This is a genomic window from Stenotrophomonas sp. SAM-B, from assembly GCF_013387485.1.
Lineage (GTDB): Bacteria > Pseudomonadota > Gammaproteobacteria > Xanthomonadales > Xanthomonadaceae > Stenotrophomonas > Stenotrophomonas maltophilia_AA.
In genome coordinates this window covers 87,829-100,022 of the sequence record NZ_JABBXB010000006.1, presented here as the reverse complement: position 1 = coordinate 100,022, position 12,194 = coordinate 87,829, and the positions used below count along the sequence as shown (strand labels likewise).

Annotated in this window: 14 protein-coding genes; 11 read left to right on the top strand and 3 right to left on the bottom strand. The window is 68.4% G+C overall.

Annotated elements, in window-relative coordinates; translation table 11 throughout:
- Window positions 1-77: 77 nt before the first annotated feature.
- From HH110_RS13965 to HH110_RS13955, 3 genes are all read left to right on the top strand, one after another.
- Window positions 78-395 (top strand): DUF4156 domain-containing protein, encoded by a 318-nt coding sequence (locus HH110_RS13965; protein ID WP_176990219.1) that lies wholly within the window; start codon window positions 78-80, stop codon window positions 393-395.
- Between the two features lie 112 nt (window positions 396-507).
- Window positions 508-1,524, top strand: coding sequence for a 3-oxoacyl-ACP synthase III (locus tag HH110_RS13960; protein WP_019184878.1), 1,017 nt, complete (start codon window positions 508-510; stop codon window positions 1,522-1,524).
- A gap of 81 nt (window positions 1,525-1,605) precedes the next feature.
- On the top strand, window positions 1,606-2,496 hold the full coding sequence (locus HH110_RS13955) for an alpha/beta fold hydrolase (protein WP_176990218.1): 891 nt from the start codon (window positions 1,606-1,608) through the stop codon (window positions 2,494-2,496).
- A gap of 74 nt (window positions 2,497-2,570) precedes the next feature.
- Here the strand turns inward: HH110_RS13955 and HH110_RS13950 are convergent, their stop codons facing one another.
- The gene (locus tag HH110_RS13950) at window positions 2,571-2,999 is read right to left on the bottom strand and encodes a YkgJ family cysteine cluster protein (protein ID WP_121044414.1); all 429 of its coding nucleotides are present in this window, start codon (window positions 2,997-2,999) and stop codon (window positions 2,571-2,573) included.
- 117 nt (window positions 3,000-3,116) lie between these two features.
- Between HH110_RS13950 and oleC the strand changes: the two genes are divergently transcribed.
- The 3 genes from oleC (at window position 3,117) to HH110_RS13935 (ending at window position 5,998) form a co-directional block, all read left to right on the top strand.
- Entirely contained in the window at window positions 3,117-4,772 is a 1,656-nt protein-coding gene (gene oleC / locus HH110_RS13945) for an olefin beta-lactone synthetase (RefSeq protein ID WP_176990217.1), read from the top strand.
- Window positions 4,769-5,779 (top strand): 2-alkyl-3-oxoalkanoate reductase, encoded by a 1,011-nt coding sequence (gene oleD / locus HH110_RS13940; protein WP_176990216.1) that lies wholly within the window; start codon window positions 4,769-4,771, stop codon window positions 5,777-5,779. Before oleC ends, oleD begins: the two co-directional genes overlap by 4 nt.
- Before the next feature lie 63 nt (window positions 5,780-5,842).
- Complete coding sequence (locus tag HH110_RS13935; RefSeq protein WP_019184873.1) at window positions 5,843-5,998, top strand: DUF1328 domain-containing protein; 156 nt, start codon at window positions 5,843-5,845, stop codon at window positions 5,996-5,998.
- An 81-nt stretch (window positions 5,999-6,079) separates the two neighbouring features.
- Here the strand turns inward: HH110_RS13935 and ddlA are convergent, their stop codons facing one another.
- On the bottom strand, window positions 6,080-7,186 hold the full coding sequence (gene ddlA / locus HH110_RS13930) for a D-alanine--D-alanine ligase (RefSeq protein ID WP_176990215.1): 1,107 nt from the start codon (window positions 7,184-7,186) through the stop codon (window positions 6,080-6,082).
- 127 nt (window positions 7,187-7,313) lie between these two features.
- Here ddlA and HH110_RS13925 point away from each other — a divergent pair, with 127 nt between their 5' ends.
- The 3 genes from HH110_RS13925 to HH110_RS13915 are packed head-to-tail and all read left to right on the top strand — an operon-like array spanning window position 7,314 to window position 10,314.
- The gene (locus HH110_RS13925) at window positions 7,314-7,955 is read left to right on the top strand and encodes an SCP2 domain-containing protein (protein WP_176990214.1); all 642 of its coding nucleotides are present in this window, start codon (window positions 7,314-7,316) and stop codon (window positions 7,953-7,955) included.
- Entirely contained in the window at window positions 7,952-9,610 is a 1,659-nt protein-coding gene (gene ubiB / locus HH110_RS13920; protein WP_176990213.1) for a ubiquinone biosynthesis regulatory protein kinase UbiB, read from the top strand. The genes HH110_RS13925 and ubiB overlap by 4 nt, the downstream gene beginning before the upstream one ends.
- Window positions 9,607-10,314 carry a pseudouridine synthase gene (locus HH110_RS13915; RefSeq protein WP_176990212.1) on the top strand — a complete coding sequence of 236 codons (708 nt, stop codon included), beginning with the start codon at window positions 9,607-9,609 and terminating at the stop codon, window positions 10,312-10,314. Before ubiB ends, HH110_RS13915 begins: the two co-directional genes overlap by 4 nt.
- A 44-nt stretch (window positions 10,315-10,358) precedes the next feature.
- On the opposite strand, the gene HH110_RS13910 is transcribed toward HH110_RS13915, so the two are convergent.
- The gene (locus tag HH110_RS13910; protein ID WP_241696585.1) at window positions 10,359-10,889 is read right to left on the bottom strand and encodes a DUF2059 domain-containing protein; all 531 of its coding nucleotides are present in this window, start codon (window positions 10,887-10,889) and stop codon (window positions 10,359-10,361) included.
- A 156-nt stretch (window positions 10,890-11,045) separates the two neighbouring features.
- On the opposite strand from HH110_RS13910, the gene arfB reads away from it, so the two are divergent.
- Together arfB and HH110_RS13900 are read left to right on the top strand one after the other, a co-directional pair.
- Complete coding sequence (gene arfB / locus HH110_RS13905; protein ID WP_121044396.1) at window positions 11,046-11,477, top strand: alternative ribosome rescue aminoacyl-tRNA hydrolase ArfB; 432 nt, start codon at window positions 11,046-11,048, stop codon at window positions 11,475-11,477.
- A 46-nt stretch (window positions 11,478-11,523) separates the two neighbouring features.
- On the top strand, window positions 11,524-12,084 hold the full coding sequence (locus HH110_RS13900) for a lysophospholipid acyltransferase family protein (protein WP_241696584.1): 561 nt from the start codon (window positions 11,524-11,526) through the stop codon (window positions 12,082-12,084).
- Window positions 12,085-12,194: the final 110 nt, after the last annotated feature.

The window sequence follows — 12,194 nt, the reverse complement described above, 5'->3', positions numbered from 1 at the left end:
GCTGTCCCGGCACCTGATCACCCCCGATTCAGATGTTTCCCGCACACTCCCTCATGTATTCCAGCCAGGCCTTGTCCATGCGCATTCTGCTTCTGTCCGCCCTGATCCTCAGCGTTTCCGCCTGCACCTGGGTGCCGATCGAGTCGTCCGGGAAGACGGTCCGCGTGCTGCCGGCCGGCCCTGCGCCCAGCGGCTGCCAGAGCAAGGGCGAGGTGGTGGTGACCGTGAAGAGCAAGGTCGCCTTCTACAACCGCAACCCGCTGCGCGTGCAGGAAGAGCTGGAAACCCTGGCCCGCAACGAGGCACCCAGTGCCGGTGCCAACGCCGTGCAGGCCTCGGGCCTGCCTGCCGATGGCAGCCAGCGCTTCCTGGCCTTCCAGTGCCCGCCACGCTGAACCCTTCACACCGCGCCCGGACCATACGCCCGGGCGTGAATTCGTAAAGGTGCGGTGAAAGCCGTGCCGGCTTACAATAACGCCCCCTTTGCCTGAGCCTTGGCGCTAACTGATGCTCTTCAAGAATGTCTCGATCGCCGGCTTGGCGCACATCGACGCGCCGCACACGCTGACGTCCAAGGAAATCAACGAACGGCTGAAGCCGACGCTGGATCGCCTTGGCATCCGCACCGACGTGCTCGGCGACATCGCGGGCATCCATGCCCGTCGCCTGTGGGATGCCGACATGCTGGCCTCCGACGCCGCCACGCTGGCCGCCCGCAAAGCCCTGGAAGACGCCGGAATCGGCGCCGACAAGATCGGCCTGCTGGTCAACACCTCGGTCAGCCGCGATTACCTGGAGCCGTCCACGGCCAGCATCGTCTCGGGCAACCTGGGGGTCGGCGACGAATGCATGACCTTCGACGTCGCCAATGCTTGCCTGGCCTTCATCAACGGCATGGACATCGCCGCCCGCATGCTGGAACGCGGCGAGATCGACTACGCGCTGATCGTCGACGGTGAAACCGCCAACCTGGTGTACGAGAAGACCCTCGAGCGCATGGCCCTGCCGGGCGTGACCGCCGATGACTTCCGCAACGAGATGGCCGCCCTTACCCTGGGCTGCGGTGCCGCGGCGATGGTCATGGCGCGCACCGAGCTGGTGCCCGATGCCCCGCGTTACCGCGGTGGCGTGACCCGCTCGGCCACCGAGTGGAACCAGCTGTGCCGCGGCAACCTGGACCGCATGGTCACCGACACCCGCATGCTGCTGATCGAAGGCATCAAGCTGGCACAGAAGACCTTCGTCGCCGCCCGCGAAGCGCTGGGCTGGGCCGTGGAGGAACTGGACCAGTTCGTGATCCACCAGGTCAGCCAGCCGCACACCGCCGCCTTCATCAAGAACTTCGGCATCGACCCGAAGAAGGTGATGACGATCTTCGGCGAGCACGGCAACATCGGCCCGGCCTCGGTGCCGATCGTGCTGAGCAAGCTCAAGCAGCTGGGCAAGCTGAAGAAGGGCGATCGCATCGCGCTGCTCGGCATCGGCTCGGGCCTGAACTGCTCGATGGCCGAAGTGGTCTGGTAAACCACGCGCCGCAGCCTGCCGCGGCGTTGGAATTGAACATCAAGGGCCGGTTCTGCCGGCCCTTTTCACAGGTGCGTTTGCATGCCCCAGCTGCCCGGTTACCCCGCCCATCCGCACCGCTTCGAGGTGCGTCCCGGTCTGTCGATGAACTATCTCGACGAAGGCCCGCGCGATGGCGAGGTGGTGGTGATGGTCCACGGCAACCCGTCGTGGAGCTATTACTGGCGCACCCTGGTGGCCGGGTTGTCGGACAGCTACCGCTGCATCGTGCCGGACCATATCGGCATGGGCCTGTCGGACAAGCCCGATGACGCGCACTACGACTACACCCTGCAGTCGCGCGTGGACGACCTGGATGCGCTGCTCGCGCACCTGGGCATCACCGGCCCGGTGACCCTGGCCGTGCACGACTGGGGCGGCATGATCGGCTTCGGCTGGGCGCTCTCGCACCATGCCCAGGTCAAGCGCCTGGTGGTGCTCAACACCGCCGCCTTCCCGATGCCGGCCGCGAAGGCGATGCCGTGGCAGATTGCGCTGGGCCGCCACTGGAAGGTGGGCGAGTGGATCATCCGCACGTTCAACGCCTTCTCGTCCGGTGCCTCGTGGCTGGGCGTGGAACGGAAGATGCCGGCGGACGTGCGCCGCGCGTACGTGTCGCCGTACAACAGCTACGCCAACCGCATCAGCACCATCCGCTTCATGCAGGACATCCCGCTGTCGCCGGCCGACAAGGCCTGGTCGCTGCTGGAGCGGTCCGGCCAGACGCTGCCGTCGTACGCCGACCGACCTGTCTTCATCGGCTGGGGCCTGCGCGATTTCGTGTTCGACCACCACTTCCTGAAGGGCTTCCAGGCCGCGTTGCCGCAGGCCGAAGTGCACGCCTTCGAGGATGCCGGGCATTACGTGCTGGAAGACAAGCACGAGGTGCTGGTGCCGAAGATCCGCGCGTTCCTGGATCGCAACCCGATCTGACCGGCGTGACGACCAACGGTCGTCACCTACCCATCGCCGATCCGGTAGGTACCGACCGTTGGTCGGCACACGCGTCACGCCGCGATCGGTGCCTGCGGCGGCGCCGGGGAATTCCCGTTGTCATCGGGATGATCATCGTCATTGCCCGCCTCGTCCCGCCAGCGCCAGTCGGCCAGGGTCAGCGCCGGCATGCCGTGCGCCACGCGCGCCTTGTCGCACTGCGGGCTGGCCTTGCCGTACTCCCACGAGGCATCGACCTCACGGCAGACGCTGGGGCGGTTGGGATGGATGCTGCAGCGCGAATACACCCCGATCTCCGCATCCAGCGCCACGCAGTACACCGGCTTGGACAGGGTGCCGCGCATGCACAGCCGGTGCGGGTCCAGCACCTGGGTGAGTTCGTGCGGGACGCCACCGGGGGTGACCTCGTCGGATTCCATCCAATGGAAGGCCACACGGTATTGGGTGCAGCAGGCGCCGCAGGTGAGGCAGGGATGGGGCATGGGGCACCGGCTGGAGACGCGTAGATCCACGCCATGCGTGGATGGGTGGGAAGGCCGCGAATTTTCCACGCCCACGGCCGGCGCGCAAGAATTTTCTGCAGCGGCGACAATGAACGGATGAACAGCGCCATCAATATCGCCGCGCGCCTGCCCGAGCTGGCCCGTGAACGCCCCGACCAGATCGCCATCCGCTGCCCCGGCAAGCCCGGGCCCGGCGGCATGGCGCGTTATGACGTCACCCTGGATTACCGCACCCTCAATGCCCGCAGCGACGCGATGGCGGCCGGCCTGGCGGCCCACGGCATCGGCCGCGGCGTGCGCGCGGTGGTGATGGTGCGGCCCTCGCCGGAGTTCTTCCTGCTGATGTTCGCGCTGTTCAAGAACGGCGCGGTGCCGGTGCTGGTAGACCCCGGCATCGACAAGCGCGCGCTGAAACAGTGCCTGGACGAGGCCCAGCCGGAAGCCTTCATCGGTATCGGCCTGGCCCACGTGGCGCGCCTGGCCCTGCGTTGGTGTCGCTCCGCGCGCCTGCTGGTGACCGTCGGCCGCCGCTGGGGCTGGGGTGGTACCACCCTGGCCCGGCTGGAAGCCCAGGGCGCCACGGCGGCCCCCGCACTGGCCCCGACCGATGGCGAGGATGTCGCCGCGATCCTGTTCACCAGCGGCTCCACCGGCGTGCCCAAGGGCGTGGTCTACCGGCACCGTCATTTCGTCGGCCAGGTCGAGCTGCTGCGCGCCGCCTTCGGGATGGAGCCGGGTGGGGTGGACCTGCCGACCTTCCCGCCGTTCGCGCTGTTCGATCCGGCGCTGGGGCTGACCTCGGTGATCCCGGACATGGACCCGACCCGTCCGGCCCAGGCCGATCCGCGCAAGCTGCATGACGCGATCAACCGTTTCGGCGTCACCCAGCTGTTCGGTTCGCCGGCGCTGATGCGGGTGCTGGCCGACCATGGCCAGCCGCTGCCCGGCGTGCGCCGGGTCACCTCGGCCGGCGCGCCGGTGCCGCCCGACGTGGTCGCGCGGATCCGCCGCCTGCTGCCCGACGACGCCCAGTTCTGGACGCCCTATGGCGCCACCGAGTGCCTGCCCGTCGCCGTGATCGAAGGCCGTGAGCTGGAGAACACCCGCCAGGCCACCGAGGCCGGCGCCGGTACCTGCGTCGGCCGCGTGGTCGCACCCAACGAAGTGCGCATCATCGCCATCGACGACGCACCGCTGCCGGCCTGGTCGCAGGCCCGCGTGCTGGCTACCGGCGAGGTCGGCGAAATCACCGTGGCCGGCCCGACCGCCACCGACAGCTACTTCAACCGCCCGCAGGCCACCGCCGCGGCGAAGATCACCGAGACCCTGGCCGAGGGCAGCACGCGGGTCGTGCACCGGATGGGCGATGTCGGCTACTTCGATGCGCAGGGCCGGCTGTGGTTCTGTGGCCGCAAGACCCAGCGCGTGGAAACCGCGCAGGGCCCGCTCTACACCGAGCAGGTCGAGCCGGTGTTCAACGCGCTCGATGGCATCGCGCGCACCGCGCTGGTCGGTGTGGGTGCGCCGGGCCGGCAGGTGCCGGTGCTGTGCTACGAACTGCTGCCCGGTACCGTCGATTCCCCCGCGCTGGTCGAGCGGTTGCGCCGTGAGGCCGCCGCGCACGCGCATACCGCGCGCATCGAGCGCTTCCTGCCCCACCCGGGCTTCCCGGTCGACATCCGCCACAACGCCAAGATCGGCCGCGAGAAGCTCGCGGTCTGGGCCACCACGCAACTGGAGCAGCACGCATGAAGATCCTCGTGACCGGCGGCGGTGGATTCCTCGGCCAGGCCCTGTGCAAGGGGCTGATCGAGCGCGGCCACCAGGTGCTGGCGTTCAACCGGGGCCACTATCCCGCGTTGCAGGCGATGGGGGTGGGCCAGATCCGCGGTGACCTGGCCGATGCGCAGGCGGTGATGCACGCGGTGGCCGGGGTCGATGCGGTCTTCCATAACGGGGCCAAGGCCGGTGCCTGGGGCAGCTATGACAGCTACCACCAGGCCAACGTGGTCGGTACCGACAACGTCATCGCGGCCTGCCGTGCGCACGGCGTCGGCAGGCTGGTCTACACCTCCACGCCCAGCGTGACCCACCGCGCCACCCACCCGGTCGAAGGGCTGGGCGCGGACGAGGTGCCTTACGGCGAGAACTTCCAGGCACCGTACGCGGCCACCAAGGCCATCGCCGAACAGCGCGTGCTGGTGGCCAACGATGCACGCCTGGCCACCATCGCGCTGCGCCCCCGGCTGATCTGGGGCCCGGGCGACCAGCAGCTGGTGCCACGCCTGGCCGAGCGTGCCCGCGCCGGCCGCCTGCGCTTCGTCGGTGACGGCCAGAACAAGGTCGACACCACCTACATCGACAACGCCGCGCTCGCCCATTTCCTGGCCCTGGAGCACCTCGCGCCGGGGGCGGCCTGCGCCGGCAAGGCCTATTTCATTTCCAACGGCGAGCCGCTGCCGATGCGCGCGCTGCTCAACAAGCTGCTGGCCGCGGTGGATGCCCCGCCGGTGACGAAGTCGATCAGCTTCAAGGCGGCCTACCGGATCGGCGCGGTCTGCGAGCGGTTGTGGCCGCTGTTGCGCCTGCGTGGCGAGCCGCCGATGACCCGCTTCCTGGCCGAGCAGCTGTGCACCCCGCACTGGTACAGCATGGAGCCGGCGCGCCGCGACTTCGGCTATGTGCCCCGGGTCAGCATCGAAGAAGGGCTGGCCCGGCTGGGATCTTCATCGAACGCACAGGAATCCATCACTCCCTGAACACCGCAGGTTGGTGAACATGGCCCCACGCCAACTCCGGCACGCATCAACGCGAGGGTCGACATGCTGCATTACGCCGTCATCTTTTTTGTCATCGCCATCATCGCGGCGGTACTTGGTTTCTCGGGCATTGCCGGCGCCGCCAGCAACGTCGCCTGGATCCTGTTCGTCGTGTTCCTGATCCTGGCGGTGGTGTCGATGTTCCGCAAGCGGACCTAGTGTCCCGCGCGTCCCACGCCACCTCTCTCCGGCGTGGGACGCGCAGCGGAAACCATGACGGCCTGACATCGGCAACGATGCTCAGGCCGTCGTTGCGATGGAGCTCTGCAGATCGCGCTCATGCGCATGCCGGGCCATCGCCAGCTCCAGCAGCCGCGTGATCAGCGCGGTGTAATCCAGGCCGCTGGCCGCCCACAGCTTCGGGTACATGCTGATGCGGGTGAAGCCGGGCAGCGTGTTGATCTCATTGATCACCACCTCACCGGCCGGCGTCAGGAACACATCCACCCGGGCCAGGCCGGCACAGTCCAGCGCCTGGTAGGCCTGCACCGCGATGTCCCGGATGCGGGCCTGCTGCGCCGCCGTGATCGCCGCCGGCACCACGATGTCCGCACCGTTTTCGCTGATGTACTTGGTGTCGTAGGAATAGAAATCATCGTGCACGACCACCTCGCCACAGACGCTGGCTTCGGGGTGCTCGTTGCCCAGCACCGCGCATTCGATCTCGCGGCCGTCGATCGCCGATTCCACCAGCGCCTTGTGATCGAACGAGAGTGCCAGCGCGAGCGCGGCATGGAATTCGGCTTCGGTACGCACCTTGCTCACGCCCACCGAGGAGCCCTGGTTGGCCGGCTTCACGAACAGCGGCGTGCCCAGCTCGGCAACCAGCGCGGTGTAATCGGCCCGGGCCGCAGTGACCCGGTTGAAGCAGGCGAACGGCGCTACCGCCAGCCCGGCATCGCGCAGCAGGCGCTTGGCCACGTCCTTGTCCATCGCCACCGCCGAGCCCAGCACGCCGGAGCCGACGAAGGGCAGGTTGGCCATGCGCAGCAGGCCCTGCAGCGAGCCATCCTCGCCCAGCGTGCCGTGCACGATCGGGAACACCACGTCGATCTGCTCCAGCGCGGTGGCCGGGTCGGTCGGGACCAGCTGCTGGCGCTCCAGGCCCGGCCGCACCGCCACCGCATTGCCCGAGCGGTGCAATGCGATCCGTGCCGGATCGCCCGCGTTGAGCAGGAAGTCATGCGGGTCGCTGACGTGCCACTGGCCCTGCTTGTCGATGCCGATCAGGCTGACTTCGAAACGCTCCTTGTCCAAGGCATCGAGAATGTTATTCGCCGACTGCAGCGAAACCTCGTGCTCGGCCGACCGGCCGCCGAAGATGATGCCTACCCGGGTCTTGCCCATGCCTGTTGCCGCTCCTGCCGCTGTGTTGGGAGCCATAGCATGAACCGAGTCGGTGCCCGGCAAACACCCTCTGCCGTGTCGTCGCGCTCGCCGCCCGTCGTTCAAGGGGGCGCGGTAGAATGCGCTGATGGCCCGTTCCCTGCTCTCTTCCCTCAAGCCGCTGGCCGGCAATGCGCTGCAGCTCACGCTCAACCGTGCGCTGGCGCTGGACCCGGACACCCGCAGCGCGCTGGCCGCGCTGGATGGCCGCCACATCGCCCTGACCCTGGAATCGCCCGCGCTGGCGATGCGGATCGGGGTGGACGGTGAACGCCTCACGGTCGGTCCGGTCGATCCGCAGCAGGAGCCGGACCTGGCCGTGCGCAGCACGCTGGGCGGGGTGCTGGCCCAGTTGCCGTTCCTGGCCAACGCACGCCGCGGCGGCGACGCGCCGGCCGGGCGGGTCAAGGTCTCCGGCGATGCCGAGCTGGCCCGCCGCCTGCAGCAGCTGGCGACCCGTTTCGATCCGGACTGGCAGCAGCCGTTCGTGCGCGTGTTCGGCGAGGTGATGGGCGTGCAGATCGCCAACGCCCTGCGCTCGGCCCTGCAGCACGCCCGCCGCGGCGCGTCCGACCTGGCGCACAGCGCCGCTGAATTTGTCACCGAGGAGTCGCGCGACGTGGTACCGCGAGCAGAACTGGATGCCTTCCACGACGATGTGGACGTGATGCGTGATGACGTCGAACGCTTGGCCGTGCGCGTGCAGCGCCTGCGGCAGGTGGGCGCATGAAGGCGATCTTCCGGGCCAGCCGCATCGGCCGCATCATCCTGCGCTACCGCCTCGACGATCTGCTCCAGGGCACCCCGGCCGAGCGCTGGCTGCGCCTGGCCAAGCCGTTCGTGCCGCGTGCCTCGGCCGACATCGCCGCACAGTCGCGCGGGGCCCGCCTGCGCCTGGCGCTGCAGGACCTCGGCCCGATCTTCGTCAAGTTCGGGCAGATCCTCTCGACCCGCCGTGACCTCATCCCGGCCGACGTGGCCAACGAACTCACCCTGCTGCAGGACCGGGTCAAGCCGTTCGACGGCGCCACCGCGCAGGCCATCGTCGAGCGCGCGCTCGGCCGCCCGGTCAGCGAAGCGTTCGCCAGCTTCGACCTGCAGCCGCTGGCCTCGGCCTCGATCGCACAGGTGCACGCGGCCACGCTCGCCGACGGCCGCCAGGTGGTGGTCAAGGTGCTGCGCCCCGACATTGAAAAGCAGATCGACGCGGACATCGCGCTGCTGAAGTCGGCCGCCGCGCTGATCGAGCGCGCCCACCCGCGCGCCGACAAGATCCGCCCGCGCGAAGTGGTCGCCGAGGTCGAGAACACCCTGGCCGCCGAGCTGGACCTGCAGCGCGAAGGCGCCAATGCCAGTGTGCTGCGCCGGTTCTGGATGGACTCGGACGATCTGTATGTTCCCGAGGTGGTCTGGAGTCACACCGCCGAGCGCGCGCTGACCCTGGAGCGCGTGTGGGGCATTCCCTCCGACGACATCGTCGCGCTGGACAAGGCCGGCATCGACCGCAAGGCGCTGGCCGCCAAGGGCGTGCGGGTGTTCTACACCCAGGTGTTCCGCGACAATTTCTTCCACGCCGATGCGCATGCCGGCAACATCTGGGTCGACACCGATCCGGCGCGCCGCGACAACCCGCGCTTCATCGCGCTGGACTTCGGCATCATGGGCCAGCTCTCCGAAGAAGATCAGTACTACCTGGCCGAGAACTTCATGGCCATCTTCAACAAGGATTACCGGCGCATGGCCGCGCTGCATGTCGAAGCCGGCTGGATGCCCAGCAACGTGCGCATCGATGAACTCGAAGCCGCCGCGCGTTCGGTGTGCGAACCCTATTTCACCCGCCCGCTGTCGCAGATCTCGCTGGCCGAGGTGCTGATCAAGCTGTTCCGCGTGGCCCAGCGCTACGAGCTCACGTTGCAGCCGCAGCTGATCCTGCTGCAGAAGACCCTGCTCAACATCGAAGGCGTCGGCCGTCAGCTCGATCCCGAGCTGGACATCTGGGCGGTCGCGCGGCCGGTGCTGGAACGCATCCTGCGCGAGCGCTACAGCCCGCGCCGCGTGCTCAAGGAAGTGCGCAAGCGCCTGCCCGAGATCATGACGCATACGCCGGACATGCCGCGCCTGGTCCACGCCTGGCTGCGCCAGCAGGTGGAAGGCGACCACGAACTGTCGATGCGCTCGCGCGATCTGGCGGCGCTGAATGTCAGCGTGCAGAAACTGCAGAAGCGCGCGGTGGCCGCGATCGCCGGCGTCGGCCTGATGATCGTCGCCGCGGTGCTGTATGGCCTGCAGCCGGGGGGCTGGTACTTCGGCGATGCCCCGGTGTGGAGCTGGGTGACCGGCGCGGCGGGCGTGTTCTCGCTGGCCAGTGCCTGGTGGCGCCGATGAGCGCCCTCCTTCCCCCCCTGCAGCTGCTGTATCTGGACGCCCAGCTTGCCGTGGTCAACAAGCCCGCCGGGTTGATGGTCCACGACAGCAAGCTCGCCCGGGGCGAAGACGACTTCCTCGCCGACCGCCTGCGCGAACAGCTCGGCAAGCCGATCTTCCTCGTCCACCGCTTGGACCGCGCCACCAGCGGCTGCCTGCTGCTCGCCTTTGATCGCGACAGCGCCAGCGTGCTCGGCAAATCGCTGATGGGCGGCGACGTCACCAAGGATTACCTCGCGATATGCCGCGGCTGGCCGGCCGAAGACGCTTTCACCGTCGACCACGACCTCGATGGCGGCCCCGGCAAACCGGTCAAGAAGCAGGCGATCACCCACTTCCAGCGCGTGGCCGTGGGCGAGATCGCGATACCGATGGGCGAGTTCGAGACCTCACGCTACGCCCTGCTGCGCTGCCAGCCGCAGACCGGCCGCTTCCGCCAGATCCGCCGCCACCTCAAGCACCTCTCGCATCACCTGATCGGCGACACCAGCCACGGCGACGGCCGCCACAACCGCAGCTTCCGCATGCAGGGCATCCACCGCATGCTCCTGCACGCCGAGCGCCTGCGCTTCCCGCATCCGGATGGCACGCCGATGGACATCAGCGCGCCGGTGGACGGCGAGTTCCGCAAGGCCATGGATCTGTTTGGCTGGGAACTCGCCTGACGCCTGATGCCGCGCGATAGCCGACCAACGGTCGGCCCTACCGGTTACTTCCTGGCGGGCGCGGCCGCCGGCGCCGGCTCATTCACGATCGCCTCCAGGTCTTTCTGCAGATCCACGAACAGCGGCTGCATCTTGGTCTGGATCGCCACCATCACGTTCTGCATCAGCGCCGGCGTCTTGTCCAACAGACTCTGCCCGGCCGAGCTCTCGTAGAACTCGGCCATCGCCAGTACGTCTTCCTTGCTGAAGGTCTGCTTGTACAGATCCACGTACATCGGCCGCAGCTCCTTCCAGGACAGCGCCTGGCGCACCGTCTGGCTGGTCCGCTGCTCGATCCGCTGCAGCTGCGCCTGCTGCGTCGCGTCCAGCTGACGCTGCTGCGCCACCTGCTGGAACTGCTGGCGCTGCATCGCCTCGATCTGCGGCAGCATCGTATCGAGCATGCTCTGCGCCCGCGACGCGGCCAGCAGCCGGTTGATGTCGGCATCCGACGGCGGTGCGGCCAGGGCCGGCGCGATCGCGGCCAGGCCCAGGACCAGGGCCAGAGTGAGGCGGCTGAGGCCGCGGCGGGCCATCGGGCGGATCAGGGACATGGCGGAGCATCCTGCGTTGCGTGGACTGCGGAGAATACCTGCGATGGCGTCATCAGGCCGTAATTGAGGACGTTATCGACGATATCCACGCACGTTGCAGTCCCCCGGCCGGCGGGTCCTCCCCTTACAATGCCGCCCATGGGCAACGGGCCAGTCACCATCAGCGCGCACCTGACGATTCCGGACACGGAACTCGTCGAGCGGTTCGTGCGCGCCAGTGGCGCCGGTGGCCAGAACGTCAACAAGGTCTCCACCGCCGTCGAACTGCGCTTCGACGTGGCCGGCTCGCCTTCGTTGCCCGAGCCGTTGCGCGCGCGCCTGCTGGCCCGCCGTGACCGGCGCATGACCGGCGAAGGCGTGCTGGTCATCGATGCACAGCGTTTCCGAACCCAGGACCGTAACCGCGAGGACGCGCGCGATCGACTGGCCGCCTTCATCCAGGCGGGGCTGAGCGTGCCCAAGGCACGCGTGGCCACCAAGCCGACCTACGGGTCGAAACTGCGTCGTCTGGACGCCAAAAAGGGGCGCGCGCAGATCAAGCGCGGGCGCACCACACGCAATTGGGAGTGATTGCTTGAACAACCGAAGTCCGTTGTTGCCGGTGGTTCCGCCGAACATGCCGCAGGTCAAACCGAACCGCTTCCTTCGCTGGCTGGCCCGCTGCACGCTGCGCCTGGGCGGCTGGAAAGTGACCGGCACCCTGCCCGATGTGCCCAAAGTGGTGTTCATCATCGCCCCGCACTCGTCCAACTGGGACGGCTTCTGGGGCATGGCGGCGAAGATCGCGCTGGGCATGCAGGTCAAGGTGCTGGGCAAGGCCTCGCTGTTCTGGTGGCCGCTGGGCCCGCTGCTGCGCAGGCTCGGCGTCATCCCGCTGGACCGCAGTTCGCCGCAGGGTACCGTGGAGCAGGCGGTCAGCCTGATCCGCGGCTCGGACCGCCTGTGGTACGCGATCACCCCGGAGGGAACGCGCAAGGCCGTGCAGCATTGGAAGGCCGGGTTCCTCAAGATCGCGCGCATGGCCGACGTGCCGGTGCTGGCCGCCTATTTCCACTACCCGGAAAAGACCATCGGCATCGGCCCGCTGTTTCATCCCACCGGCAACGACGTGGCCGACATGGCCGCGATCCGCGAGTACTACCGGCCCTGGCAGGGCAAGACCCGCGGCACCGTCTGAGCGCCGCCGGGCGGGCCGGACGGGGTAGCCCCCACGGCCCGCACAGCCACGCGCCACGACCGGCACATGCCGCCTGCGGGCTTTGGGAGTAGGGTGATCGGCTGCGGGAT

Excerpts from the sequence above, each read along its gene's own strand:
- HH110_RS13965 (WP_176990219.1), top strand. The coding sequence starts at position 78 with ATGCGCATTCTGCTTCTGTCCGCCCTGATCCTCAGCGTTTCCGCCTGC.
- HH110_RS13960 (WP_019184878.1), top strand. The coding sequence starts at position 508 with ATGCTCTTCAAGAATGTCTCGATCGCCGGCTTGGCGCACATCGACGCG.
- HH110_RS13955 (WP_176990218.1), top strand. The coding sequence starts at position 1,606 with ATGCCCCAGCTGCCCGGTTACCCCGCCCATCCGCACCGCTTCGAGGTG.
- HH110_RS13950 (WP_121044414.1), bottom strand. The coding sequence starts at position 2,999 with ATGCCCCATCCCTGCCTCACCTGCGGCGCCTGCTGCACCCAATACCGT.
- oleC (WP_176990217.1), top strand. The coding sequence starts at position 3,117 with ATGAACAGCGCCATCAATATCGCCGCGCGCCTGCCCGAGCTGGCCCGT.
- oleD (WP_176990216.1), top strand. The coding sequence starts at position 4,769 with ATGAAGATCCTCGTGACCGGCGGCGGTGGATTCCTCGGCCAGGCCCTG.
- HH110_RS13935 (WP_019184873.1), top strand. The coding sequence starts at position 5,843 with ATGCTGCATTACGCCGTCATCTTTTTTGTCATCGCCATCATCGCGGCG.
- ddlA (WP_176990215.1), bottom strand. The coding sequence starts at position 7,186 with ATGGGCAAGACCCGGGTAGGCATCATCTTCGGCGGCCGGTCGGCCGAG.
- HH110_RS13925 (WP_176990214.1), top strand. The coding sequence starts at position 7,314 with ATGGCCCGTTCCCTGCTCTCTTCCCTCAAGCCGCTGGCCGGCAATGCG.
- ubiB (WP_176990213.1), top strand. The coding sequence starts at position 7,952 with ATGAAGGCGATCTTCCGGGCCAGCCGCATCGGCCGCATCATCCTGCGC.
- HH110_RS13915 (WP_176990212.1), top strand. The coding sequence starts at position 9,607 with ATGAGCGCCCTCCTTCCCCCCCTGCAGCTGCTGTATCTGGACGCCCAG.
- HH110_RS13910 (WP_241696585.1), bottom strand. The coding sequence starts at position 10,889 with ATGGCCCGCCGCGGCCTCAGCCGCCTCACTCTGGCCCTGGTCCTGGGC.
- arfB (WP_121044396.1), top strand. The coding sequence starts at position 11,046 with ATGGGCAACGGGCCAGTCACCATCAGCGCGCACCTGACGATTCCGGAC.
- HH110_RS13900 (WP_241696584.1), top strand. The coding sequence starts at position 11,524 with ATGCCGCAGGTCAAACCGAACCGCTTCCTTCGCTGGCTGGCCCGCTGC.